A 26488-nucleotide genomic window follows, 5' to 3' on the forward strand; every position below is an offset into this window, starting at 1 on the left:
TGTCTTCGCGATCTGTGAGGTCTTTTTTATTATAAATTGAATTAGCATTACCTTTGTAGTGTTATCGTCAAACTATAGCTGGATGTATTTTTTAACCATTCAGCCATTTAGCAATTAATCAAAAAGTTTAAGGTTAACTACCTTACCTGACTTACATGAGAAAAAAAGAACTGGAGCTGGTACTGGCTCCTGAAGTGGCATTTGATGCTGCTCAACTGGAACACGAATTACTTAAAAGCGCTAAGCTTAGCCCGGAAGACGTAAAATTCCTTCACCGCATAAAACGCTCGATAGATGCACGCGGTCGCCAGGTTTTGGTCCGTGTCAAAGCTGATCTGTACTTAGATAACCCTCCTGCTGAAATTATTTCCCCGGTTTATAGGTATGGCGATGTTTCGAAAGAGAAGGCTGTCATTATAGTTGGCGCAGGTCCAGCCGGTTTGTTTGCAGCCCTGCGTTGCATTGAGTTAGGTCTGAAACCTATAGTTCTTGAGCGTGGTAAAGATGTAAGAAGCCGTCGACGCGACCTGGCCGCAATCAATAAAGAACATATTGTAAACCCGGATTCCAATTATTGCTTTGGCGAAGGTGGTGCCGGAACGTACTCTGACGGTAAATTATACACCCGTTCTAAAAAGCGTGGCGACCTGCTCCGTATCCTCCAGATATTTGTGCAGCATGGCGCTACCCCGGATATCCTTTTCGATGCGCACCCACACATTGGCACCAATAAACTACCCAAGATCATAGAAGCTCTCCGTGAAACGGTGCGGGAAGCCGGCGGCGAAGTGCTTTTTGATATGCGCGTGACCGATTTTATAGTTGAACGTGGCGAAATGAAAGGCGTTGTGACACAGGATGGCCAGGAATATATTGGCGAATCGGTGATTTTGGCGACAGGCCACAGTGCCCGCGACATTTTTGAAACGTTGCACGCATCAGGGGTAACTATAGAAGCCAAGCCTTTTGCCATGGGTGTGCGCGTGGAGCATCAGCAGAGCCTTATAGATAGCATTCAGTATAAATGCGACGACCGCGGACCTTATCTGCCTGCTTCGTCTTATGCCCTGGTGCAGCAAACGGTTTACAATAACAGGCAACGTGGTATTTTCTCGTTCTGTATGTGCCCGGGCGGATTTATTGTTCCGTCTGCAACGGCACCTGGCGAGGTGGTGGTTAACGGTATGTCGCCGAGTCGCCGCGATTCTAAATTTGCCAACTCGGGGATAGTAGTGGCTATTGAGCTGGAAGATATGGAGCTTGAAAAATATGGTCCCTTTGCCGGTTTGCATATGCAGCAAGCCCTGGAACAGAAGGCGTGCCAGATGGCAGGTGGCACGCAGGTCGCTCCTGCCCAGTTGTTACAGGATTTTACAAACGGTAAAGTAAGTAAATCTTTGCTCGAAACGTCGTACCAACCCGGCCTCGCATCTGTAGATATGAACGAACTGTTCTCTGAGGACATGGCGTACCGTTTACGTGAAGGTTTTAAAGGTTTTGGTAATAAAATGCGTGGCTACCTGAGCAACGATGCCCAGATCGTTGGCGTGGAAAGCCGTACCTCTTCACCTGTCAGGATCCCGAGAGATAAGGAAACACTGGAACACGTAACGATAAAGAACCTGTACCCTTGTGGCGAAGGAGCAGGTTATGCGGGTGGTATCGTTTCTGCTGCCATGGATGGCGAGCGTTGCGCGGAAATGATCGCAGCCAAAGTAAAACGCGTGCTATAGTTTTGTACCGGCTTTAGAAAGAGTTGATTTAAAACTAAACTATAGAAGTAACTGTAAACTAACTATATACTTTGTTCTATTTAAAGTAATAACTATGAAAAAGACAGTAGTGCTGGGAGCCTCGGATAATCCATCACGCTATTCGTATAAAGCCATAAACCGACTTAAACAGCACGGGCACGAAGTGGTGCCGGTTGGTATTAAAAATGCGACGGTAGAAGGACTCCAGATAATTACAGATAAAACCCAGAAGGTAGATAATGTTGATACGGTTACACTATACGTGGGTCCACAGAATCAACCCGTTTGGTACGACTACATTATAGGCCTTAAACCAAAACGCATTATTTTTAACCCGGGCACAGAAAACCGCGAATTAGAGCAACTGGCTGAAGATAATGGCATAGAAGCTTTACACCACTGCACCCTTGTTATGCTGGCCAGCAGCACCTACTAAAATTTTTTCGGCTCAAACTATAACCTACCGAAAAAGGCATCCGTATAAATAAGTGTAAGTTAAGCAGATGGCATTAGTTGTCTTATGTTTAACAAAGAAAAAGGGATCTGATAAAGATCCCTTTTTTGTTTTCTATAGTTTAAAGCCTGCTTTCCGGCGTTTTCCTGTCTTCCTCCTGCATTTCCTCCATCTGGTAACGCATTGTGGATGCAAGTGCGCTATCCGGCAATAAATTAGAGGCACCTGCCTGCACTTTATTCATCATCCCCGGAACTATACGCGACTCTCCTTTCATTAAAGCGGTATAACCATCTCTGGCAACGTCCTCCGGCGATGACATTGGTCCGTTTGCAGCCCGTGTATTTTCGGCTTCGGCACGTTTAAAGAAATAAGTATCACTAGGCCCCGGGCAAAGCGCTGTTACTGTTATGTTCTTGTCTTTCAATTCGTTTTGCAGCGCTTCTGTAAAGGAAAGTACGAAGGCTTTGGATGCAGCGTAAACCGACATCAGCGGCGACGGCATAAAGGAAACGATAGAGGCCACATTCAATATTTTTCCTTCGTCGCGTGCCACCATATCTTTCAGGAAAAGCTTGGTCAGGTGTACAACCGAGCTGATGTTAAGTTGGATGATCTCCAACTCCCGGATAAGATCTGTTTCATGGAAAAAACCATGTAAACCGGCACCGGCATTGTTTACCAGCACATCCACCGTTATTCCTTTCTGCTTTAGCTGGTCATAAATCTCCTGCGGAGCCTCAGGTCGCGATAGATCTGATTGTACGATACAAACATGGTCTAACTGGTATTCGTCCTGCAAACTATAGCCGAGCTCTTTTAAGCGGTCTTCGCTGCGCGCCACCAGCACCAGGTTGTACTTGTCTTTGGCAAACTGCCTGGCAAATTCCATCCCGAAACCGTTGGATGCTCCCGTAATGAGTACGGTCTTCTGATTGTTACCTTCCATTGTTTTCATAGTTATATTTTATACTCCCGGATAACGCATCTACCATTACCGGAAGTATAAGTTTACACCTACAACAAGCTGAAGGTTACTTCCTAACTATAAAGCCATTAGCAAACAGAGCAAAAGGCAACATTGACCAGGTAACCGGCTTAGAACTAAACTTCGCGGCGAAGGACCTCTAATGGCGGCCTGCTTAATATTCCGCGACTGTTCAGAATGCCTATGATTACTGTAAGCAGCGTAATACCGATAAATACCGGAATAAGTGGCCACAATACAGGCACAAAACTTACTTCGAAGCTGAACACTGCCAGCGCCCAACTGGCAATTACTGCCAGCACCACACCTGTGCCAGAAGCCAAAGCGCCTAGCAGCAGGTATTCGAAAGCCGTGATAGTTAGTATCTGTTTACGACTGGCACCTAAGGTACGCAGCAGCACACTTTCCTGCACCCTTTGGAATTTACTGATATTGACCGAGCCAATCAGCACCAGCAAACCCGTACTGATACTGAACAGGGCCATGAAACGGATCACAAAAGAGATTTTGCCCAGGATATCATCCAGCGTCTGCAGAATAAGGTCTAAGTCTATGGCAGAAACATTCGGGAAATGCTGCACAAGCGCACGCTGAAAATCAGCTGATTGCTGGTCTGATTTGGTACGCGTCATCAGGATATAAAACTGTGGAGCGTCTTCCAGCACGCCTTTAGGGAAAAGCACCAGGAAGTTACTCTGTACACGGTTCCATTCGATTTCGCGGAGATGGGCCACACGTGTTTTCATTAAAGCACCCTGCACGTTAAATACCATCGTGTCGCCAAGCTTTACTTTAAGTCTTTCGGCATATCTGTCTTCTAACGAGATCGGTATAACTTCGGTGTCTGCAGATACTTCCCCTTTCCACTCCCCTTCAGCACTGGATTCAGAATCTATTAAGGTATCGCGGTAAGTTACGCGGTACTCACGGGTAAAAGCCCAGTCCGGGATTTCCAGAGTTGTATCCTTTCGCACGTCGTTTCCGGTAAGGCCGTTCATTTCCTCGAGGCGCATGGTGACAACTGGTACTAATTGCTGCACCGGCAACCCTTCTTTTCTGACCATATCTACCACGCCCTGTTTCTGAGCAGTCTGAATATCGAATAAAACAAGATTAGGCTGATGTTCGCTGCCAGCTATGGCAACCTCTGAAATCAAAAGGCGCTGCATCAGCACAAGTGTAGCAATTAGCGCTGTACCCAGACCAATAGAAACTGTCAGCAATAATGTTTGATTATTGGGTCTGTATAAGTTAGCAAGGCTCTGGCGCCATACATAGCCCCAGTTTACCGGGAAAAACCGTTTTACCAGCCACATCATGCCACGCGCCAGCAAGGCCAGCACTATAAATCCAACTACAACACCACCTGTAAAAGCCAGCGCCCGCAGCCAGGTACCTAACTGAAAATAGGCGAACACTAACACAAACAAAAGTATCAACCCATAAACGGCTAAACGCAACGGGTCTTTCTGGTTGGTAAGGTGCTCTACACTGGAGCGCAGGGTGATGATCGGGGAAACATTGCGTATAGTTAGCAACGGCAGCAGGGCAAATAAAACCGAAACCAGCACCCCAATCCCAATACCTTCAGCAATAGCTGCCCATGATACCGAAACAGTAACCTCTACGGGAAGGAAAGCCTGGAATAACTGCGGTAAGTACAACTGTATCAGGCTGCCAAGAATGGCTCCGATAACAGCACCTATCAATCCCATAGCCATTACCTGGAACAAGTAGATCAGAAAAGCCTGTTTGCCACTAACCCCGATGCAGCGCAGTACACCTATAGTTGCCAGCTTTTCACGGATGTACACATGCACGGCACTTGCCACACCCACGCAGCCCAACAGCAACGCCACAAACCCAACCAGCGCCAGGAAACTTGCCAGGTCGCTATACGCTTTACCGGTACTTTCCTGCCGGCTTTTTACGGTATCAAAGGCAATTCCCTCTTCGTCCAGGCGTGGCTCCAGTTTTTTAACCAGTTTGTCGGCGTCAGTTTTGGCAGGGAGTTTAAAGTAATGATAATAGCTGATGCGGCTGCCTTTCTGTAACAATCCGGTAGCTTCCAGGTACTCTCTTGGGATGTAAACCGCAGGAGCTATAGTTGCCGTAACAGCCGATTGCCCCGGAATTTTGTGTAAAGCCCCTGCAATTTCAAACGTAAGATTGCCAACCCGGATAGAGTCGCCGGGTTTGGTATTGAATTGGAGCAGTAAGGTATTATCAACCAGCGCACGTCTGCCCTTCCGGAAGTTTCTGCTTGCCTCCTTAGGCTCGGTTTCGATAGCGCCATAGTACGGAAAGCCACCTTCGAGGGCACGAACTTGTACCAACCGGGTGCTTTGCGATGCATTGAAGAACACCATCGATACAAAGCGCACTTCATCCGACCTGTCCCCGCCCACTGAAATTGAATCAATCAGGGTTTTAATCTCTCCTTCCGGTGGTTTATTGCCTGCCATTACCAGGTCTGCCCCGATCAATGACTTTGCCTGTTTGTCTATATCGGTACTCAGGTTATCGCTAAACGAATTGATAGCCACCAGCGCCGCAATACCAAGAACTATAGAGGAAATGAATAGCGCCAGTTTACCCCGGTTACGGCGGCTGTCGCGCCAGGCCATCAGCAGCAGCCAGCGCACGTTAAGCTTAGGTTTATCAGGAAGATGTATATAGTTGTCAGACACGCGGTTGTAATGATTAGTTAGTAATGATTAATGAATAATAAATGGGTTTTAATTCGAATAAGTTATTAGTTATTAGTCATTAGTCATTACTCATTAGAGTCTTTAGCTGGTCCGAAACGATAAGCCCGCCTTTTATTCGGATAATGCGGTTGGTTTTCTCAGCCAGCTCCAGGTCGTGCGTTACCAGCACAAGTGTGGTTCCGGCTTCTCTGTTCAGGTCGAAAAGTAGTTGCTCTACGCGCGTGCCGGTTTCTTCGTCCAGGTTTCCGGTTGGCTCATCGGCAAAAAGGATGGTTGGCCTGTTAGAGAATGCCCTTGCTATAGATACACGCTGCTGCTCTCCACCTGAAAGTTGGGTCGGGTAATGGTCAGAGCGCTCTGCCAGTCCTACACGGCCTAATAATTCCAGCGCCTGTTTCTGTACATTTCGCTCGCCACGTAGCTCCAGGGGCACCATCACATTCTCCAGGGCCGTTAAAGTGGGTATCAATTGGAAATTCTGGAACACGAAACCTACATACATATTCCGAACCTGCGCACGCTCATCTTCGCTCATGTTGTCCAGCTTTACGCCATTCAGAATAACCGAGCCGGAGCTTGCCCTGTCGAGGCCGGCACATAAGCCGAGCAGCGTCGTTTTACCACTGCCCGACGGACCAACTATAGAACAGGTATCGCCGGCCTGCAACGAAAAATTAATGTCCTGCAATACCGTAAGGTGGCGGTCGCCGGAGTCGTACGTTTTGGTCAGGTTCTGAATATCGAGTATTGTAGACAATGTTGTTAAGTTATAAGGTGTATACCAGAGAAAAACGAAGGCAAAAGATATGTTGTTTGGCTAAAACGTAATAACTGTTTATGTTCGTTATATGTTTAACAGGAATAAGCTATAAAATTACAACTAAAAAGATAAAGCGTGAAGTTAAAAAATAATTGGATCTGGGCCCTGGTACTAAGCTTAACTATAGTTGGTTGCAGCCAAACGGAAAGTAATACAGAACAGACAGCAACCGGCCAGGAAGCCGTAGCAGGAAATAAAGAAGGCAGTAAGGTAGCTGCCAGAAAGGAAGATACTAAAGTGATCCTGTTCTTCGGGAACAGCCTTACTGCCGGTTACGGACTAGAGCCCCAACAGGCTTTCCCAGCGCTCATTCAGCAACGCCTGGATTCTCTTGATCTGCCTTACAAAGTAATTAACGCAGGCGTAAGCGGCGAAACTTCAGCGGGTGGTAAAAGCCGGATTGATTGGTTACTCAAAAAACCTGTTGATATTTTTGTACTGGAACTGGGTGCAAACGACGGTCTTCGCGGTATTGATCCGGAAAGTACTTATAAGAACCTGAAAACGATCATAGAAAAAGTTAGAGCCAAAAATCCGGACGTACAGATCATCCTGGCAGGCATGATGTTACCACCAAGTATGGGCCAGAAATACACCCGTTCTTTTGGGGAAGTATTTACAAGGCTGCAAAAAGACGAGCGTGTTACCCTGATCCCTTTTTTATTGGAAGGCGTAGCCGGTGACCCGGAATTGAATCAGAATGATGGCATACATCCTACTGAGGAAGGTCAGAAAATATTAGCTAAGAACGTTTGGAATGCACTGGAAACGATCGTAATACCGGAACCGGCACAGTAACTATAGGCTCTGAAAAAAAATTGCACAAATTTTTCAACCAAGCGTAACCTTCTTCTAACAGTCCCGTTAGTATGTATGGCTAAAAGTTGAAAATTATATTTTCATAAACTTACTAAAAGGTTCTCCTCCCGGAGAGCCTTTTATGTTTTCAGGCCTTTCCTACTTGCCGGTAATTTATAGTTTGCCCAAACACTACCAATCTAAAGTTGTACGGTTATAGTTGCTGAATGCATTTATTGTTTTGAGCCTTTGTTGGTGTTATCACCAACAATCGATCACCTTGCTCTTTACACTTGCTGGTAAAAAAACACGGCAAGGGCGTAAACACAGAACAAATAAAACACTAAACAGCTGGCTAATATTAAAACACGCAAAATATTGCGTCTCTACATAACTCTTTAATGCCTCTCTCCCTTCTTGAATATTTTATTTCCAGGATATTAAAAATATTTATAGTTGATAATCAATAATTTATAGTTAGTGATAAGGCTATATCTAAAAAAAAGAAGAAATTTATAATCCCTCAGGCAACCTCCGGCCTAAACCTTACATCTTAGGTTCAGAAGCGCAGCAAAATGCTGAGACGATTAACAAGACAACGAGTAGATTATAAGTTAAACTTTTACCCAGCGTGACAGAGTCAGAATTAATAGCAGGATGCCAGCAGGCTGACAGTAAAGCGCAGAAGGTGCTTTACGAACGCTATGCCTCGCAGATGTACGGTGTTTGTTTGCGCTATCTTAAAAACGACATGGATGCAGAAGAAGCTTTACTGAACGGGTTTATGAAGATTTATCAGAACATAAACCGCTTTGAAGCCAAAGGCAGTTTTGAAGGATGGGTACGACGGATTATGGTAAACGAAGCGCTGGGCTTTTTAAGGAAAAAAGAACCACTGCACCTGGCCATTGAAGACGGTTACACACAGATTGCCGGAACCGGCGGCGCAGACCAAGACCTGAACGAAAACGAATTATTAGGATTACTACACACGCTACCAGCCGGCTACAGAGCCGTGTTTAACTTATATGCCATTGAAGGCTACTCTCATAAAGAGATCGCCGACATGCTGAACATAACAGAAGGAACATCAAAATCACAACTTAGCAAGGCCCGCGCCATGTTACAAAAAAGACTGACCGGGCAGGAAGCAATTGCCAGCTAAGAAAGGAGGAAAATTATGGAACCTGAAGAAGTAGATAAATTATTTAATGAGCGCCTGGGCCGGATGGCTCCTACGCCACCCGCTGACCTCTGGAACCGACTGCAGGAACGCATGGAGGCAGAAATGCCGCAGGCTGCACCACAGATACAACCGGAACAGCACGAAGAAAAACGCAGGTACGGATTTTTGTACTACGCTATTGCAGCTGCCATTGCTTTATTAATAGCTGTGGGTGTGGTTCTAAAGTTCAATCAGCCGCAAACTGTTACCGACCAGACTATAGCCCAGGTTGATTTAGGAACTAAGAAAACTACAGAGCCGGCACAAACTATAACCCCGGATGAAACAGCAAAAAGTACAGAACAAACGATAGCAGCTGCTACGCCGGAACAAATTATAGATGAGCCAACTATAACTGAAGAACCAACTATAGTTGCAGAGCCTGCTAAAACGATTGCTAAAAAGCCGGTTGCCAAACCACGCAGAAAAGCTGAGCAGCAATGGGTGAAAGTGAAGGATATAAAACAACCCGCTATGCTGGCACAGCGAACTACTAATTCAGCGCAACAGGTTGAGGAGCCTCAGTTACCAACTGCAGTACACACGCCGGTTGCTTTTGCTTCATCAAACAGCGCCGAGCCGGTTCAGATCATCATTAAGCGCACTGTAAACGACGACCCAGTTGCAATGGCATCGGCAAATGAGCCGGAAGAAAGCAGCTCTTTCCAGAAAAAGCAGCGCCTTGCCAAAAATATCTTTAAACAGGTAAAAAATCTCTCTAACGGGGAGCAGGTAGACTTCTCTGACCTGGGCGTAAATGCCAACAAAATTGCACTCGAAACAAAAATCGGAAAACAGAAAATCTCAAAAGTAATCAATCTCTAATCCCTTAAAACCATGAAACGAATACTACTTGTAATGGCCATCTGCATGGCCGCAGCTACCGGTGTGTCTGCCAAAGGCGGCCTTACCGTTGCCAACAGAGCCGGAACCCAGGACACGATTGTTGTAAAAATGGCCAATGGCGCTAAAATGATCCTGCAACTAAAGAACATGAAGCAACTTGAAGCGTTCCAGAACTATAGCCTGGACTCGCTGATGCGCGAACTGAACAACTATGTAAAGCAGGTAGATAAAATGGAAGGCGTTGCCGAGCAGGACGGTAACCCTAAGCAAATGACGGTTACCTTTAATACCAAAGAAGGCGACACAGATACAGCTGAAGAAGTAACTGTAACGATACAGGAAACCGACGCTAAAGGCAAAGTTTCCAAAGAACATCACAAGATCAAGCTTGGCAAAAACATAAAAATTGATGTGGAGATTGAAGAAGATGGCGATACCACAAGGGTAAATATTGGCGACCAGGACGGTGACTCTGACGAAAAAGATCACGTGGAAAGCTATAAGGCAACCCGATTCAACTTTGATATTGACCTTGGCCTGAATGCTTTTGTTGATGAGGAAAACACCTTATTCGTTCCGGACCTTAAGCCAATGGGCTCTCGTTATGTAAGCTTAAACTCACACATGATCTCGCAGATCGGTGGCAAAAAAAGTCCGTTCTACCTGGTATCTGGTGTAGAGTTCGCGTTCAACAACTATATGTTTGATAAGAATGTGATCATTCAGGACATAGATGACGTGACAGAGTTCACGAAAGTAGCCGACATCAACTATGAAAAATCTAAACTGGCTACTTCTAGCATAAACATACCGCTTATGCCGATGCTGAAATTTAAGCGTGCCAATGGCAAAGATGGTTTCCATATAGGTGCGGGTGGTTTTGCAGGTTACCGCTTAGGCAGCCACAGCAAAGTAAAATATGAGCGCGAAGGCAACTCAACCAAAGACAAAGACCGTGGCAGCTTTAACCTGAGCGATTTCCAGTATGGTGCTACCGGTGTTATTGGTTACAACAACCTTAGCCTGTTTGTAAAGTATAATATGAATGACCTCTTTAAAGAAGAGCGCGGACCGCAGGTGAATGTTATCAGCTTTGGTTTCCGTTTACTTAACTAAGAAGTTTAAATTTGTAAATTGATTGTGTTAAAGGAGAGCTCTAGTCTAGGGCTCTCTTTTTTTGCAACTATAGTTTAAACCCAGCGCCTGAAATTATCGATGATGATAGCCGTAGCGGTTGCCACATTCAACGATTCTGCCTGGCCAAAAGCGGGAATCTTGATGAGCTGGTTTACCTGTTTGGCTACTTCTGTACGAATGCCATTCGCTTCGTTGCCCATAACAACTATACCCTGCGGCTGTAGTTTCATCTGATGGATGTTATCGCCATCTAAAGAGGCACCATAAATGCGGTGGGTTTTAGTGTGTTGCTGAAGCCAGCTTTCGAGGTTAAGGTAATGCACCTGCATACGGGTAAAAGAACCCATGGTGGCCGCAATTACTTTTGGGTTATAAAAGTCAGCGCAGTTTTCAGAACAAATAATTTTTTCAATGCCGTACCAGTCCGCTATCCGGATGATAGTTCCAAGGTTGCCGGGGTCACGGATGTCGTCCAGGGCTATTACCAGCTCGGTTGGAGCAACTATAAGTTCGGGCAGCTGGCGCATGTGGGCAACAGCCAGGGCAGCATTATTTGTAGCATATGTTCCGGCGCGCACCAGGTCCGCTTCCGTTACAACTTCATAAGTTATACCTTTACCTAATAACCTGGCATGCTCTTTCTCAAAGCTTTCGGTTACGTATACATGCTGCAGTTCAAAACCGGATTGCAGTAATTCGATAACACTTTTTGCTCCCTCCACCACAAAGGCTTGGTGTTGGTTGCGGTATTTTTTTACTTGCAATGAGTTTATAAACTTGATAACTGCTTTTGATAACATAACTGTGGTCCGTTTGAAGTCACGATTTTACATATTCGGTCTGTTAATTACAATTTTGTTTTCTGCAGGCTGCGTACCCACCAAAGATCTGGGCGAGGACGAAAAGCTGTTGGTAAGCATAAAACCACAGGGGCTGCAGCAAATTGAAGTAGCTGAGATAGAGAACTTATACCAGCAGCAGCCCAACCGTATGTTCCTGGGCTCTGCTCCTTACCTGGTCGTATACAACATCGGCAAAAAGTTTTACAACCCTCCAAAAATAGATGAGCGCATTCTGGAAACGCAGGAAAAATGGCGCACAAAGTATCGGGAAGCCGGAACTGACTCGGCAAAGATACAGCGCATCAGGAATCGTTTCAGTAACCGTATTGCCAGGCTGCGGGAGAAAAAAGAAGAAGGTAATTTCCTGATGCAGCTTGGTGAGCCTCCAGCCATCTACGACTCTACCCTGATGGTACAGACGATAGATCAGATATCTATTTTCATGAACGCCAACGGGTACTTTAAGCATACCATTGATTTTAGGAAGGCTGAAAAGGGAAAACTGGTCTATGTTACACTTAACATCAGCGAGAAGGAACCTTATCGTTACCGAAATTTTAAATACAACATCCCGGATTCAGCTGTACTGGCACTTGTGCAGGCTACACAAAAAGATTCGAAGTTAAAATCTAATGAACTACTGACCGAAGAAAGCTTAACAGAGGAACGCACCAGGGTATATGATTTGCTGCGTAACAACGGGTACTATGACTTTGCCCGGGCGTATATTGAATTTTTAGTTGATACGCTTGATACCGGCAACTTTGGTGACGTAACAACCATTATTCAGAATCCTGAAACAGGCGGAAGACATCAGGTTTATTCTATAAAGAATGTTTACTTTAAAACCGACCCAGACCGCTTTGGCATCCCGCGCGACACAATAACTTATAACAACATTAATTACGTTGCCTACAAACAAAGATACTCCACCAGGATACTGGATAAAAAAGTAGACATTTCCCCTGGCCATAAATACAGCCAGTTAAATACGGCAACCACCCAACGTAAACTCGCCGACCTGGATGTGTTTCAGTTTAACAATGTGCTTTACAATAAAATTACAGACCCCGCGGATAGTACCAGTACCAACCAGCTTAATGCTTACATAAATGCCCTGCCCTCCAAACGTTTCCAGGAAACTACAGAGCTTGGGTTAAACTATACCGAACGAACGCCCGGTCCTTTTTCCAGTATCAGGCTACGGGTGCGTAATGTGTTTGGTGGTGCCGAAAATCTTGACCTGGGAATTCGTGGTGGCTTTGAAGGACAGATCAGCTTAACTGACGATCAGAAGACTGTCATGATCAAGGAATTTGGGGGTGATATGTCGCTTACTTTTCCCTTCATAATTGCACCAGGCGGACGGAACATGTTATCTAAATATAGCCCGAGAACCCGTATTTACACTGGTTTTACAAACGTAGACCGTCAGGAATACAAGCGTTCCAGCTACGAATTCTCCCTCGATTATATCTGGCAGAAAGCGCGTACTCCTTTGCAGTCACCTACGCTGCAATACATTTTCTCGCCACTTAACTTAACTATAGTTCAAGCCGATACAAACACCTTCTCCGGCGACTTCCAGAAAGCTTTGAAGCGTTACAGGTCTTTTGCAGAAAGTTTTAGAAGTGGTATTATCAGCTCCATGTCTTTTAACCTGACATATAACACTAACGACTTTGCACAAACGCGTAATGCCCGTTTTTTCAGGGGTTTGGTTGAAGTGGGCGGACTCTCTCAGGAACTTGGCGTTGATCTTAGAATAAATAACCTGGAGACATTCCAGTTTGTAAGATTCAATCCAGACTATCGACGCTACATACCACTTGGTAATAAGCGCTATTTCGTGTATCGTATAAACACAGGTATTGCCAGCCCTATCTTAAATGCTACGGTGCTGCCTTATGAGAAACATTTCTTTGCAGGAGGAGCATCAAGTGTACGTGCCTGGCAATCGCGCCGGTTAGGCCCCGGAACATTTATTGATTCAATTAAGGTGGACGATACGAGAGAGTTTGTGGAGTCTGAACAGCCGGGCAACATCCTGATTGAAGCCAGCACAGAGTATCGCTTTAATATTTTCAGTTTTCTGAACGGAGCCTTGTTTGTGGATGCCGGTAACATCTGGACCCTCGAAAATGATCCGGAACGTCCTGGCTCCTCTTTTCAGTTTAATAATTTCTATAAAGAGCTGGCAGTGGGTACAGGTTTTGGTTTGAGGTTCGACTTAACTGTACTGGTACTGCGCTTCGACTTTGCCACTAAGGTTTATGATCCGGGTGGTATAAACGGTAAAAAGTTTGTACTCGGCGATTTCCGCTTCTCTGATTTCTTTACCAGAAGCAGAAGCAACCAGAGTAACCTGAATATCGGTATCGGTTATCCATTCTAAGAAAAGATTATCTGCATCGGAATTAATGGGGATTTGTAGGATTTTATAGACTTCATAGAAACGCAATATTTTGCATCTTTTATGAACCGATACAGGTGTTATCGCAAACATGTAAGCTCTTGCCAGATTTCATGCTGGTGAAACACACAGCAAAGGCTAAAGTCCATATATAAATAAACTTGAACAGCTAAAAACAAAAAAGCCCTGCCGTAATTGGCAGGGCTTTTAGTTTATAGTTAAACTCTAGTTAGTAGTTCAGCAGGTCTTCTATAGTTGCCGCAACCTTTTCAGGGTTAGGCAGCATCATTTTCTCGAGCTCCACATTCAGCGGTATAGCCGGCAGGTTGGCAGCACCCAGGGTATAAACCGGGGCATCCAGTTGCTGGAAACACTCTTTTGAGATTCGCCCGGCCAGCGACTCTGCAAATGAGTTCATCAAAGGCTCTTCGGTTAACACCAGCGCTTTTCCATGGCGGCGTACAGAAGCCAATACTGCGTCAAAATCCAGCGGGTTAAGCGTACGAAGATCCAGTATTTCGATACTGCCCGGGAATTGCTTAGAAGCTGTTTTAGCCCAGTAAACGCCCATGCCATAAGTAATAATGGTCATGGAGTTACCCAATCTGATCTGCTCTTCATCAGCGAACTGAACTACATTGGCCTTGCCCAGCGGCAGAACATAGTTTTCGTCTGGCTCTATCGTTTTGGCATCTTCAGTTCCGGCTACTTTAGACCAGTACAGGCCCTTATGTTCCAGCATGATAACCGGGTTCGGGTCCAGGAAAGCTGCCTTCATCAAACCTTTCATATCGGCAGCGTTGCTCGGGTACACCACTTTTATGCCGCGTATTGTCAGCAAGGTTGATTCTATACTTCCTGAGTGATAAGGTCCACCCCCACCGTAAGCACCGATCGGCACGCGGATAACGGATTGTATCGGGAATTTACCCATCGACAGGTAGCAGCTTTTGGAGAGTTCTTCCACCAACTGGTTCATGCCTGGCCAGATATAGTCCGCAAACTGAATCTCAACTATAGCCTTGGCACCAACCGCCGACATTCCGGCTGTAGAACCAACAATGTACGCTTCCTGGATTGGAGTATTAAATACACGTGCGTCGCCATATTTTTTAGCCAGCAACGCCGCTTCCCGGAACACACCGCCCAGTTCACCGCCTACATCCTGGCCATAAAATAACGCTTCCGGATAAGTTCTTAAAATATCATCTACTGCATGCAATGCTGCATCCACCATAATGGCTTTCTCTGCTCCTGCTGGCGTGCGTGCGCCTTTTTCTTCCGTTACCGGAGTTGGGGCAAATTCGTGCTGGTCAAAAGTAGACGGATCAGGTACAGGCGCATCTAAAGCTTTCTGATAATCGGCGGCAACTATACGTTGTGCTTCCTGCTCCAGCGCTTCAATTTCATTTTCCGTTACATCAAGGCTTAAAAGTGTTTGCTTCAGCCTAGGGATCGGGTCGTTTACAGCATGTTCCTGCAGGTTATCCCCGCGGTACCACTCGCGGCGAACGCCAGAGGTATGATGACCAAGTAGTGGAACTTTAGCATGTACCAGTATAGGCTTACGCACTTCGCGGGCATATTCAAAGGCAATACGCATGCCTTCAAACGACTCGGCAAAGTCGGAGCCGTTTACACGGAGGCGCTCCATGCCTTTAAAGCCGGCAGCATATTCGTACGCGTCCATGGCGCGCATTTCCTTGCCCGTGGCCGAAATTCCCCAGTCATTATCCTGTACCAGGTAAACGATAGGTAAACCTTTAAGTACCGCCATTTGGAATGCTTCTGCAACCTCCCCTTCTGTAACTGAACCATCGCCCAGCGAGCAAAGTACTACCGGTTTCTCTTCTCCTTTCAGTAATCCCTGGTTCTCCAGGTAAGCAATACCATGGGCCATTCCAGTTGCCGGAATGGCCTGCATACCGGTGGCTGAGCTCTGGTGTGGTATAACAGGGAATCCTTCACGTCTTAATGACGGGTGGCCATAGTAGGTACGACCTCCTGAGAAAGGATCATCAGCTTTTGCCATTAACTGTAACATGAGCTCATAAGGCTGCATACCAATTCCCAACAGCACAGAATCGTCGCGGTAATAAAGCGCAGCATAATCGTAAGAATTAAGCTGGAAAGCAGCTGCAAGTTGTATGGCTTCGTGGCCACGCGAGGTGCTGTGCACATATTTGCTGCAGATCGCTTTGTTTTCTTCGTAAGTGTCTGCCATGGTTTTGGCAGTTATCATCAGGCGGTAGGCTTTCTTCAGGACGGCAACATCCACCTTAAAGTCTTCCAGTGTATCTCGTGACATTTTTTTTACTTTAGTCTTGCCCGAAGATACTAAAATCAAACCTGTTTCTAAAATCTATAGTTCGTTCTGTAAAACCCGCATATTTAAGTAATTTTGTAACTTCCAGCCAAAAGACTTATTGACAAAGGATTAAAGACTTTTGGCTGGAAATCATTGATTAAAGCCCTTTGTCTTTTGTCAAAAAGTCAAACCGTCAATAAAAATATTATGTTCAGAGACGAAGTAGAAGCCTTTATGCGCCAGTTTCAGCTGGATTTGGTACGCGACCTTGAAAACTGCGATGGTGGTACCACTTTCCAGACAGATGAGTGGCAGCATGCCGAACACGGTGGCGGTATTACGCGCATTATTGAGCACGGAACTGTGCTTGAAAAAGGTGGGGTTAACTTCTCGGCGGTTGGCGGCCAGTTGTCTCCGCAGTTTCTGAAAATGCTGGAAATGCCGGACCCGAACTTCTTTGCAACCGGTGTTTCGGTAGTTATGCACCCGCACAACCCGATGGTGCCCATCACTCACATGAATGTGCGCTACTTTGAAGCCGGAAATGGCAACGCCTGGTTTGGCGGCGGCATCGACCTTACTCCTGTTTATGTAGACCTGAAGCAGGCGCAGGAATTCCACCAGGCCATGAAAGCGGTATGCGATAAACATCACCCAAGCTATTACCCTGCGTTTAAAAAGTGGGCCGATGATTATTTCTTCAACGATCACCGAAACGAGACTCGCGGTGTAGGCGGCATCTTCTTCGACCGGTTAATGGCAACAGAAGAATTTACCATAAAGCAACGTTTCGATTTTGTGAAAGATGTAGCGTATGCATTTGCCCCATTTTACACTAAAATCATCAACGAAAACCGTAAGCTGCCTTTTACTGAAGCTCAGAAAAAATGGCAACTGATTCGCCGAGGCCGGTACGTGGAGTTTAACCTGGTATATGACCGTGGTACCAAATTCGGGTTAATGACCGGTGGCAGAATTGAATCTATATTAATGAGTTTACCAGAGTTGGCCTCGTGGGTGTACAACCATAAACCGGAACCAGGCAGCCCTGAAGAGCAGACGCTCAATTACCTGAAAAAAGACATCGACTGGATCAACGTACTATAAACTGAGATGCTGGAAAAGCTAATTGAGCTGGACAAGGAGCTGTTTGTCTACCTAAACGATATGCAGTCCCCATTCTGGGACCCGGTTATGGTTTTTGCATCTGATAAATACGTGTGGGTACCTTTTTACCTGGGTCTGATCGGTTATGTGATCTGGAAATATAAACGCCAGAGCATACCGATGCTGCTGCTGGCTGTACTAACTATAGCCTTAGCCGATAGTATCACTTCCGGCATTTTTAAGCCGTATTTTGCCCGCCTGCGCCCCTGCCACGATGCAACTTTGTCTGATGTTATAAACCTGGTAGCGGGTTGTGGTGGTAAGTTTGGATTTATGTCTTCGCATGCGGCCAATGCCTTTGGCTTTGCCGTTTTCTTTAACCTCATCCTCTCCGACCGTTACGCTATTTTTAAATTTATTCTTATTGCCTGGGCTGTTATAGTTTCCTATAGTCGGATTTACCTGGGTGTGCATTTTCCGGGTGATGTTTTGGGCGGAGCTATAGTTGGCAGTTTTGCAGCCTATGTCTGCTCGCTGGGCTATGCTATAGTTCTGAAAAAGTATAGTTGGTTTCGGACCAGTAATTAAAGAGATTAAGGAGATTAACCAAGATTTTCAGAAAACCAGCTATATAGATCAGCAATACTTTCCGTCTGTTTTTGCGCGAAAAAACTATGAAATGTTAAGGATTGACCTTTTTTAAAATCCTGTCAATCCTTTAATCCTGAAAATCCTGTTTCAGACAAAAAAAGAGACGCAATACCTTGCGTCTCTACAAATAAAATCTCTTTACTTAAATCTTCTTAGGTCCATGGTTTAGGCTTTCCCTAACAGCCTGGCCACATACTTACCAATAATATCAAATTCCAGATTTACAGTATCGCCAGGTTTAACACTGTGCAAATTGGTGTGCTCGAAAGTATAAGGAATAATTGCCACTGAGAAACGGTCTGCCTGGGAATCTACAACTGTCAGGCTGATGCCATTTATACAGATAGAACCTTTTTCTACGGTTACATTTCCAGTGCTGGCATCATACGAAAAGGTAAATTTCCAACTACCATTCTCGTCTGTAACGCTTTCACAAATGCCCGTCTGGTCTACGTGGCCCTGTACTACGTGCCCGTCGAAACGGCCATTTGCCTGCAAGCAGCGTTCCAGGTTTACCACATCACCTACCTTCAGGCTGTTCAGGTTTGTTTTCTGTAGCGTTTCATCAATAGCAGTTACAGTATAACTATCGTCATTAATAGCTACCACGGTAAGGCACACGCCGTTATGAGCTACGCTCTGGTCAATTTTTAACTCATTTGTGAAAGTGGACGAAAGTATAAAATGCTTGTTGGTGGCTTCTTGGCGGATGGCTTCTACCTTGCCCAACGTTTCAATTATTCCGGTAAACATAGTTCTATAGTTTGTAGCGCAAAGATACGCGATAATGATAGTTCAGAGAAAGTTATCTGGCAAATACTCCGATTTATAGGTTAAAATAGGCTATTGTTACTTATTTTCGCAGATAAGAACCCCTGTAGCTTACAGGCAGTACACATAACTATAGCCAAAGTAAAACTAACAATGGAAACTGATCTGTATAAACACAAAGGAATGCGCCGCGGGCTGGTGCAGCATCTTCGCCAGAAAGGAATCCGCGACGAACGCGTACTAGCTGCTATAGATGCAGTGCCCCGTCACTTCTTTTTCGATAAAGCCTTTGTAGAGCAGGCTTACCAGGACAAAGCTTTCCCGATAGGTGAAGGCCAGACGATTTCGCAACCCTATACCGTGGCTTTTCAGACTGAAATGCTCCGGCTAAGACCAACCGATAAAGTACTGGAGATAGGGACAGGCTCTGGCTACCAGTGTTGCGTTTTATTGCAGATCACGCCAAATGTTTATACGATAGAGTACAACAAGCCACTTTACGAAAAAGCCCGGAGATTTTTTGCCAGGTATGGTTTAAAGCCAAACACGTTTCATGGTGATGGTTCTGAAGGACTGCCTATGCATGCGCCCTACGATAAAATTATAGTTACTGCCGGTGCGCCGGTAGTTCCCCGTAGCCTGCTAAAACAACTCAATGTTGGCGGTATACTGGTTATTCCTGTAGGCAACGAGAGCAGCCAGAAAATGCTGCGCATTACCAGAACTACAGAAACTGAGTTTGAGCAGGAAGCTTTCGACGACTTTAAATTTGTGCCATTACTGGGCCGTGAAGGCTGGGATGCAGGCGCTTAATATTATTCTATAGTTAACTTTTGTCAATTCGGTAAGAGCGTTTTTTGTTTGGATGCTCATGTCCTATCTTTGTGCAAAGATCCAAGAACTACTATGCGTAAACAAAAGAAAGTAAGCGAATCCTATGTAATTATGACCGAGCTGGTATTGCCAAATGATACCAACACCCTGCACAACCTGATGGGTGGTAAAATGATGCATTGGATGGACATTGTATCAGCTATTGCAGCTCAGAAACACTCTAACCGCATAGTAGTTACAGCATCTGTAGACAACGTATCGTTTAAGGAAAGTATAAAATTAGGCAACGTAGTTACCCTCGAAGCGAAAGTTACCCGCGCCTTTGCCTCATCTATGGAAGTGCATATTGTGGTTTACGCTGAGGATATACCGAGCGGCAAAAAAGTGCTTTCAAACCAGGCTTTCTTCACGTTCGTGGCGGTAGACCAATCTGGTAAGGCTATTGATGTGCCGGAAGCAATTCCTGAGACTGAAGAAGAAATTAAACTATACGATGGGGCCTTACGCCGCCGTCAGTTGCGTTTGGTATTGGCGGGCCGCATGAAGCCGAGCGAAGCAAACGAGCTTAAATCTATTTTCGATATTAAAGAGAGTACCCAAAGCTAACACAATGTCAGGATTACAGGTAGATGAACTGAACAGCGAGTTTTTAAAGAACTTCTTACCCGAAACTATATTTTTAGTGGATGGCGAAGTGACTGTGCCTGCTCCTGCCAGACAAGAAACTATAAAGCCGGAACTGCCAGCTATAGTTGAGCCGGTTGTTGATGCTAAGCCTGAAGAAGCGCACTTAAAAGATATTCCAAAGCTGCCTGAAATAGCAAAAGTAGCTACTGCTCCGGCAAAGTATAAAACGATCGGCGAAAACAGGAAAGGTGTTGCTGTATTGGTAACAATGCCGGATGAAGCATTTATGCACTTACCACAACTTGGCTTTCTGCAGAAGATCTTAACAGCGATCGGGTTACAGCCAGCAGATGTAGCGTATGTAAATAATTTAACCGGGGCAAATGCAGTGTTCGAAGACCTGCAGCAAACCCTTCAGGTAAACTATATCATCAGTTTCGCCAGCCGCGTAGAGTCTAACCTGCCGCATGATAAATTTACGTTATACAATCCGGTAATGCTTGGGGCAGTGCCCATAGTGTTTTCCCACTCTCTTGCAGATCTGGAACATGATCAGGACAAGAAAAAGTTACTTTGGGGAGCTCTTCAAAAAACGTTCTTATAGTTGCTGAAACTATAAAGTTCGATTTCAATAGAAGCCCTTCATCAGTAACTATTGGGATTCTATTTTTAATCAATTTATCTAAGCTTAGAACCCAGGAGATAAAAGAAAAGCCTATCCATAACTGGAAAGGCTTTTCTTTTATAGTCAGGCGTGGTGATTTAATTTAACACTTCTGCCAGCTTATCTTCCAGTTCTTTGCCGCGCAGGTTTTTGGCGATAATACGACCCTCTTTGTCAAGCAATAAGGTTTGCGGAATGGCTGTGATGTTGTATATGCCGGCAGCCGCACTCTCCCATCCTTTCAGATCTGAAACATGTGGCCAGGTCAATTTATCATCAGCAATCGCTTTCAGCCACTTCTCACGGTTCTGGTCCAACGATACGCCAAAAATCTCAAAGCCTTTGTCTTTGTAGGCATTGTACATACGCACTACGTTCGGGTTCTCTTTACGGCACGGTCCGCACCAGCTAGCCCAGAAATCTATCAGCACATACTTACCACGCAACGACGACAACGAAGCTGAACCACCATCTGGCGTAGGCAACGTAATTTCAGGAGCCATCTGTCCAACCGCCGTGCTGCGCATTCCTTTCAAGCGATCATTCAGCTCCGCAGTATATTTTGAGTCCGGCAGATTCTTGCTGTAAAGCGTTGACATACTGTCTGCAAACGCAAAATCAGTAGCAGGATCGATTAGTGTAAGTGTGCCAAAAGCGGAAACTACCGAAGTTGGATGCTGCGCCAGGAAATTCTTGATCTTATCCTGGAGTGCATCATATTCTTTTTTTATAGCTTCTGCTTCTTGTGTTTTGCCTTCGTTATTGGCCTGCATAAAAAGCTGCTCCAACGCCATTTTCTGCATCTGCGTCTCATTCACCATTTTATTCAGTTCCTGAAACAATTGTGAATCGTCAGAGCCTTCGATCTTGGAAGTTCCATTCAGATCTTTGGCATCTGCTTCCAGTTTAACATTTGCAGCCTTATCCAAAACCAGGATTACGCCATCACGCTGATCGATCGTGACACGGTAAAAAGATGGTTCAGCTATTTCACCTTCAAAATTAAAGGTACCATTCTCTCCTATTGCTACGGTATCGCGCGGTACGAACTGTTGTTTATCGAGTTCAAAAAGATAAATATTGCTTCCTGCCGTAGCATTATTCAGTTTACCCTGAATAGTATACCCATCTTCAGCATTAGTAGCAGACTTATTACCCTGGCAACCAACCAGCAAAGCTGCTGCAGAAGCGACAATAATATAGTTCTTATAGTTTTTCATAATTCTTTTTTTGACATTATGACAAAGGACTACTTGACATAGGACTTTAAAAATCTAATTTCCTTTGTCTATAAGTCTTTTGTCTAACAATTTAAGCATTCAGGCGCTCAACCAACAATTTGTTTGCCACTTTAGGGTCGGCCTTGCCTTTGGTTTTCTTCATTACTTCGCCCATAAACATGCCCACCAGGCTTTGCTTACCTGCTTTATATTCTGCCACTTTCTGCGGATTACCAGCTACCACCTCAGCAATTATTGCTTCCAGAGCGCCATCATCCGAATCCTGCAACAGGTTTTGTTCCTCTGCTACCTGGTGTGCCGGTGTGCCGGGGTTCTCCAGCATGTAAGGGAATATTTTTTTAGAAGCTACCGAGTGGCTTACCTTGTTCTCATCCACTAATGCAATTATCTCTGCTATACTGTGCGGCTGCAGCGGGAAGTCTTTCATGTGCAGTTGCAGCTCGTTCAGGTACGATTTTACCGGACCCATAACCCAGTTTGAGGCTGCCTTATAGTTAGATGTATACTTGCAAAGTTCCGCAAAGTATAACGCTACTTCTTTCGCATCGGTCAGTACATTGGCATCATATTCCGGCAGGCCATACTCTTCTGTAAAGCGCTTGTATAGTTCCTGCGGAAGACTTGGCATCGTTTCTTTTATGCGCTCCAGCCATTCCTGCTCAATCACCAACGGTGGAAGGTCCGGCTCCGGAAAGTAACGGTAATCATTCAGAGTCTCTTTAGAACGCATGGCCGTAGTTGTACCGGTGTTGGCATCGAAGTTGCGTGTTTCACCATCTACTGAGCCGCCGTTTTCAAGTACCATGATCTGGCGCTCGATCTCGTGTTCAATAGCGCGCTGCACGTTACGGAAGGAGTTCATATTTTTCACTTCCACCTTCGTACCCCAAAGCGGCGAATCTTTTAGCATCACTGAAATGTTGGCATCGCAACGCAGCGAGCCTTCTTCCATATTACCGTCGCAAATATCCAGGTACTTTACCAGGCGTTTGATCTCGGTCAGGTAGTTGTAAGCTTCCACAGAATCACGGATATCCGGCTCCGAAACGATCTCGATCAACGGTACACCGGCACGGTTAAAGTCAACCAGTGTTTCCGTTTCACCGGCTAAGTGCATCGACTTGCCCGCATCCTCTTCCATGTGAATACGGGTAATGCCAATACGTTTGTCATTGTCTTCCGCGTCTTTCACAACGATGTGGCCGGCCGTACAAACAGGCGTTTTATCCTGCGTGATCTGGTAGCCTTTCGGAAGATCGGGATAGAAGTAATTTTTTCGGGCGTAGATGTTATAGCGCGTAATGTTACAGTTTGTAGCAAGGCCCATTTTTACAGCCATCTCTACAACGGTTTTGTTAATGCGCGGCAACGTGCCCGGGTGACCAAGCGTGATGGCGCTCAGGTTGGTGTTTGGCAGCATACCGTACTCTGTCGAGTCAGAACTATACGCCTTACTCTCTGTCAGCAACTGCGCGTGCACTTCCAGACCGATGATCGCCTGGTATTTATCTCTTATCGCTTTATCCATTTTTTTAATGATTAATGACGAATGAATAATGACTGATTTATAGTTGAGCCCTTATTCATTCATCATTATTAATTACTCATTAAAGACATTACTAATTATTCATTAACGATTTAACCAATTCTACCGCTTTGCCCGGTACGGCCTGTAAGCCTGATGAATCTTTACCGCCGGCAGTTGCATAGAACGGCTGACCGCCGCCGCCGCCTTTAATTTCTTTGGCAAGTTCGCGTACCATCTGGCTGGCGTTCAGGTTCTTTTCAGCAACCAGGTTATCCGAAAGCATTACTGCGATCTGTGGTTTGCCATCTATTTCAGCAGCCAGTACCAATATAAGGTTATCTACTACCTGTCGCATATCGAAAGCCAGCTTCTTCAGGTGGTCTGCGTTGCTAACTTCAACCTGCTCAGCTACCAGGTTTATACCATCTAGCTGTAGTGCTTTCTGGGCCAGCGTATCTTTCAGGCCACTTAGTTGTTTCAGCTCAAATTGCTCAAGCTGCTTTTGCAGGGCTTTGTTGTCGTCCTGTAGTTTCTGCACAGCACCAGATACATTACTTTGCGTGTTCAGCACTTCACGAACAGCATGCAATTCGTCTAACTGCGCCTGCACAAAGTCTTCGGCAAGTGAAGCAGTTACGGCTTCTATACGTCGCACACCGGCAGCTACAGAGCTTTCAGATACGATCTTAAAGTAACCGATCTCGCCGGTATTGTACACGTGCGTACCACCGCAAAGCTCTACTGAGTGCTCTCTGTCGAAAGCGATGACGCGAACATACTCGCCATACTTCTCGCCGAACAGGGCGGTTGCTCCCATTTCTTTGGCTTCAGCAATAGGCACATTTCGCTGCTCTTCCAGTGGTATACTTTGGCGTACGCGCTCGTTCACAATGTGCTCTATCTCACGAATCTGGGCATCTTCTACTTTAGCGAAATGCGAGAAGTCGAAGCGCAGTACTTTTTCGTTTACCAAGGAGCCTTTCTGCTGCACGTGCTCACCTAAAACTTCACGTAAAGCGGCATGCAGTAAGTGTGTAGCGGAGTGGTTCTTACGGATATAGTTACGACGCTCAAAATCGATCTCGCTACGGAAAGCAGCTTCGATGTTCTGTGGTAACTTAGTTGTAATATGAAGTATAAGATCGTTCTCTTTTTTCGTGTCCAGCACTTCGATCTGCTCACTATCAGAAACAAGATAACCGGTATCACCTACCTGACCACCACTCTCTGCATAGAAAGGCGTTCTGTCGAGCACGATATGAAACTCGCTCTTATTCTTGGTCTTCACCTGTCGGTAACGCACGATGTGCGAATCCGAAACATTGCAGTCGTAGCCCACAAACTCAGTCGTAACGTCCGGTTGAACTATAACCCAGTCGCTTTGCTCTGAAGCCGATGCGTTACGTGAACGGTTCTTCTGCTGCTCCATCTCCACGCCAAAACCAGCTTCGTCTACTGTCAGGCCTTTTTCACGGGCGATAAGTGCAGTTAGGTCCAGCGGGAAACCGAAGGTATCGTATAGTTCGAAAGCAGTTTTACCATCGATTGTATTGTTGTTCTCTTTGAATTTAGCTTCCAGTGCATCCAGTCTTTTCAGACCATTTTCTAAAGTTCTAAGGAAAGCGTTCTCTTCTTCTTCGATCACGCGCTGCACGAAGCTTAGCTGTTGTTTCAGTTCCGGGAAAACAGTTTCCATCTGGTCGGCCAGTACGGCAGCCAGTTTATACAGGAACGGCTTTTTGAAAACAAGGAAAGTAAAACCATAACGCACCGCACGGCGCAGGATACGACGGATAACATAACCAGCCTTGTTGTTAGATGGCAGCTGCCCATCGGCTATAGTAAAGGCTATGGCACGGATATGGTCAGAAATAACGCGGATGGCAATGTCTGTCTTCTCATCCTCACCATAAACGACACCGGCTTCTTTCGCCACAAACTGGATCAGCGGCTGGAAAACATCGGTATCATAGTTGGAACGCTTGCCCTGAATAGCCATGCACAAACGTTCGAAGCCCATACCGGTATCTACGTGTTGAGCAGGCAGTTTTACCAGCGAGCCATCGGCCAGGCGGTTGAACTCCATGAATACGTTATTCCAGATCTCGACAACCTGTGGATGATCATTATTAACTAATGATTTACCATCAACTTGCGCACGTTCTTCATCGGTACGCAAATCCACGTGTATCTCAGAGCACGGACCGCAAGGGCCTGTGTCACCCATCTCCCAGAAGTTGTCTTTCTTGTTACCCATCAGGATACGATCTTCCGCAATCATTGACTTCCAGATATTGAAAGCATCCTGGTCCATTTGCAGGTTCTCAGAAGCATCGCCCTGGAACACGGAAACATATAATCTGTCTTTCGGTAGCTTGTAAACTTCGGTGAGCAGTTCCCACGACCATTCCAGCGCATCCTTCTTAAAATAATCGCCAAACGACCAGTTGCCCAGCATCTCGAACATGGTATGGTGATAGGTGTCGTATCCTACTTCTTCCAGGTCGTTGTGCTTGCCGCTTACGCGAAGGCATTTCTGGGTATCGGCGATGCGCTTATAAGGCGCAGGCTTGTTACCTAAAAAGTAGTCTTTGAAGGGAGCCATACCCGAGTTGATAAACATCAGGGTTGGGTCGTCTTTTACCACGATCGGGGCCGATGGCACGATCTGGTGTTGCTTGGAAGCGAAGAAATCCAGGAACTTTTGTCTTATCTCAGCTGAGTTCATCTATGATTATTAAGCCTTTAGATACTATCTGCTATACTTGT

21 protein-coding genes are annotated in these 26488 nt (G+C 45.6%); 12 read left to right on the forward strand and 9 right to left on the reverse strand.

Features of this window, described 5'->3' with window-relative positions; translation table 11 throughout:
* The first annotated feature begins 155 nt into the window (after nt 1–155).
* Both GSQ66_RS04455 and GSQ66_RS04460 read left to right on the forward strand, forming a co-directional pair.
* Nucleotides 156–1733, forward strand: coding sequence for an NAD(P)/FAD-dependent oxidoreductase (locus GSQ66_RS04455; RefSeq protein WP_162426353.1), 1578 nt, complete (start codon nt 156–158; stop codon nt 1731–1733).
* A gap of 94 nt (nt 1734–1827) precedes the next feature.
* A complete protein-coding gene (locus GSQ66_RS04460) occupies nt 1828–2190 on the forward strand; it encodes a CoA-binding protein (RefSeq protein ID WP_162426354.1) in 363 nt (120 codons plus the stop codon).
* A gap of 139 nt (nt 2191–2329) precedes the next feature.
* Here GSQ66_RS04460 and GSQ66_RS04465 read toward each other — a convergent pair whose 3' ends face one another.
* The 3 genes from GSQ66_RS04465 to GSQ66_RS04475 form a co-directional block, all read right to left on the reverse strand.
* Entirely contained in the window at nt 2330–3166 is an 837-nt protein-coding gene (locus GSQ66_RS04465; RefSeq protein WP_162426355.1) for an SDR family NAD(P)-dependent oxidoreductase, read from the reverse strand.
* A 146-nt stretch (nt 3167–3312) separates the two neighbouring features.
* Nucleotides 3313–5823 (reverse strand): ABC transporter permease, encoded by a 2511-nt coding sequence (locus GSQ66_RS04470; RefSeq protein WP_162428926.1) that lies wholly within the window; start codon nt 5821–5823, stop codon nt 3313–3315.
* Between the two features lie 142 nt (nt 5824–5965).
* Nucleotides 5966–6664, reverse strand: a complete 699-nt coding sequence (locus GSQ66_RS04475) for an ABC transporter ATP-binding protein (RefSeq protein ID WP_162426356.1) — start codon at nt 6662–6664, stop codon at nt 5966–5968.
* A 138-nt stretch (nt 6665–6802) separates the two neighbouring features.
* On the opposite strand from GSQ66_RS04475, the gene GSQ66_RS04480 reads away from it, so the two are divergent.
* From GSQ66_RS04480 to GSQ66_RS04495, 4 genes are all read left to right on the forward strand, one after another.
* Nucleotides 6803–7525: an arylesterase gene (locus tag GSQ66_RS04480; protein WP_202923403.1), complete on the forward strand. Its 723-nt coding sequence runs from the start codon at nt 6803–6805 to the stop codon at nt 7523–7525.
* A gap of 631 nt (nt 7526–8156) precedes the next feature.
* A complete protein-coding gene (locus GSQ66_RS04485; protein ID WP_162426357.1) occupies nt 8157–8690 on the forward strand; it encodes an RNA polymerase sigma factor in 534 nt (177 codons plus the stop codon).
* A gap of 15 nt (nt 8691–8705) precedes the next feature.
* A complete protein-coding gene (locus GSQ66_RS04490) occupies nt 8706–9575 on the forward strand; it encodes a hypothetical protein (protein ID WP_162426358.1) in 870 nt (289 codons plus the stop codon).
* A gap of 12 nt (nt 9576–9587) precedes the next feature.
* Nucleotides 9588–10712: an outer membrane beta-barrel protein gene (locus GSQ66_RS04495; RefSeq protein WP_162426359.1), complete on the forward strand. Its 1125-nt coding sequence runs from the start codon at nt 9588–9590 to the stop codon at nt 10710–10712.
* 74 nt (nt 10713–10786) lie between these two features.
* On the opposite strand, the gene GSQ66_RS04500 is transcribed toward GSQ66_RS04495, so the two are convergent.
* Nucleotides 10787–11497: a TrmH family RNA methyltransferase gene (locus GSQ66_RS04500; protein WP_317164223.1), complete on the reverse strand. Its 711-nt coding sequence runs from the start codon at nt 11495–11497 to the stop codon at nt 10787–10789.
* A gap of 40 nt (nt 11498–11537) precedes the next feature.
* Between GSQ66_RS04500 and tamL the strand changes: the two genes are divergently transcribed.
* Nucleotides 11538–13970 (forward strand): translocation and assembly module lipoprotein TamL, encoded by a 2433-nt coding sequence (gene tamL / locus GSQ66_RS04505; protein WP_238395812.1) that lies wholly within the window; start codon nt 11538–11540, stop codon nt 13968–13970.
* A gap of 247 nt (nt 13971–14217) precedes the next feature.
* On the opposite strand, the gene GSQ66_RS04510 is transcribed toward tamL, so the two are convergent.
* Nucleotides 14218–16296, reverse strand: coding sequence for an alpha-ketoacid dehydrogenase subunit alpha/beta (locus GSQ66_RS04510; RefSeq protein ID WP_162426362.1), 2079 nt, complete (start codon nt 16294–16296; stop codon nt 14218–14220).
* Nucleotides 16297–16503: 207 nt separating this feature from the next.
* On the opposite strand from GSQ66_RS04510, the gene hemF reads away from it, so the two are divergent.
* Together hemF and GSQ66_RS04520 are read left to right on the forward strand one after the other, a co-directional pair.
* Nucleotides 16504–17403: an oxygen-dependent coproporphyrinogen oxidase gene (gene hemF, locus GSQ66_RS04515; RefSeq protein ID WP_162426363.1), complete on the forward strand. Its 900-nt coding sequence runs from the start codon at nt 16504–16506 to the stop codon at nt 17401–17403.
* A gap of 6 nt (nt 17404–17409) precedes the next feature.
* The gene (locus tag GSQ66_RS04520; protein WP_162426364.1) at nt 17410–17991 is read left to right on the forward strand and encodes a phosphatase PAP2 family protein; all 582 of its coding nucleotides are present in this window, start codon (nt 17410–17412) and stop codon (nt 17989–17991) included.
* Between the two features lie 228 nt (nt 17992–18219).
* On the opposite strand, the gene GSQ66_RS04525 is transcribed toward GSQ66_RS04520, so the two are convergent.
* Nucleotides 18220–18807 carry a riboflavin synthase gene (locus GSQ66_RS04525; RefSeq protein WP_162426365.1) on the reverse strand — a complete coding sequence of 196 codons (588 nt, stop codon included), beginning with the start codon at nt 18805–18807 and terminating at the stop codon, nt 18220–18222.
* A 171-nt stretch (nt 18808–18978) separates the two neighbouring features.
* On the opposite strand from GSQ66_RS04525, the gene GSQ66_RS04530 reads away from it, so the two are divergent.
* The 3 genes from GSQ66_RS04530 (at nt 18979) to GSQ66_RS04540 (ending at nt 20890) form a co-directional block, all read left to right on the forward strand.
* Nucleotides 18979–19638, forward strand: a complete 660-nt coding sequence (locus GSQ66_RS04530) for a protein-L-isoaspartate(D-aspartate) O-methyltransferase (protein WP_162426366.1) — start codon at nt 18979–18981, stop codon at nt 19636–19638.
* A 93-nt stretch (nt 19639–19731) separates the two neighbouring features.
* Entirely contained in the window at nt 19732–20265 is a 534-nt protein-coding gene (locus tag GSQ66_RS04535) for an acyl-CoA thioesterase (RefSeq protein ID WP_162426367.1), read from the forward strand.
* Nucleotides 20266–20269: 4 nt separating this feature from the next.
* Nucleotides 20270–20890, forward strand: coding sequence for a hypothetical protein (locus GSQ66_RS04540; protein ID WP_162426368.1), 621 nt, complete (start codon nt 20270–20272; stop codon nt 20888–20890).
* Between the two features lie 158 nt (nt 20891–21048).
* Here the strand turns inward: GSQ66_RS04540 and GSQ66_RS04545 are convergent, their stop codons facing one another.
* The 3 genes from GSQ66_RS04545 to alaS all read right to left on the reverse strand — a co-directional run bounded on the left by GSQ66_RS04545 (nt 21049) and on the right by alaS (nt 26447).
* Nucleotides 21049–22170 carry a TlpA disulfide reductase family protein gene (locus GSQ66_RS04545; RefSeq protein ID WP_162426369.1) on the reverse strand — a complete coding sequence of 374 codons (1122 nt, stop codon included), beginning with the start codon at nt 22168–22170 and terminating at the stop codon, nt 21049–21051.
* Nucleotides 22171–22261: 91 nt separating this feature from the next.
* The gene (gatB, locus tag GSQ66_RS04550) at nt 22262–23719 is read right to left on the reverse strand and encodes an Asp-tRNA(Asn)/Glu-tRNA(Gln) amidotransferase subunit GatB (RefSeq protein ID WP_162426370.1); all 1458 of its coding nucleotides are present in this window, start codon (nt 23717–23719) and stop codon (nt 22262–22264) included.
* Nucleotides 23720–23810: 91 nt separating this feature from the next.
* Nucleotides 23811–26447: an alanine--tRNA ligase gene (alaS, locus tag GSQ66_RS04555; RefSeq protein WP_162426371.1), complete on the reverse strand. Its 2637-nt coding sequence runs from the start codon at nt 26445–26447 to the stop codon at nt 23811–23813.
* Between the last annotated feature and the right edge of the window lie 41 nt (nt 26448–26488).

It is taken from the genome of Pontibacter pudoricolor, from assembly GCF_010092985.1.
GTDB lineage: Bacteria > Bacteroidota > Bacteroidia > Cytophagales > Hymenobacteraceae > Pontibacter > Pontibacter pudoricolor.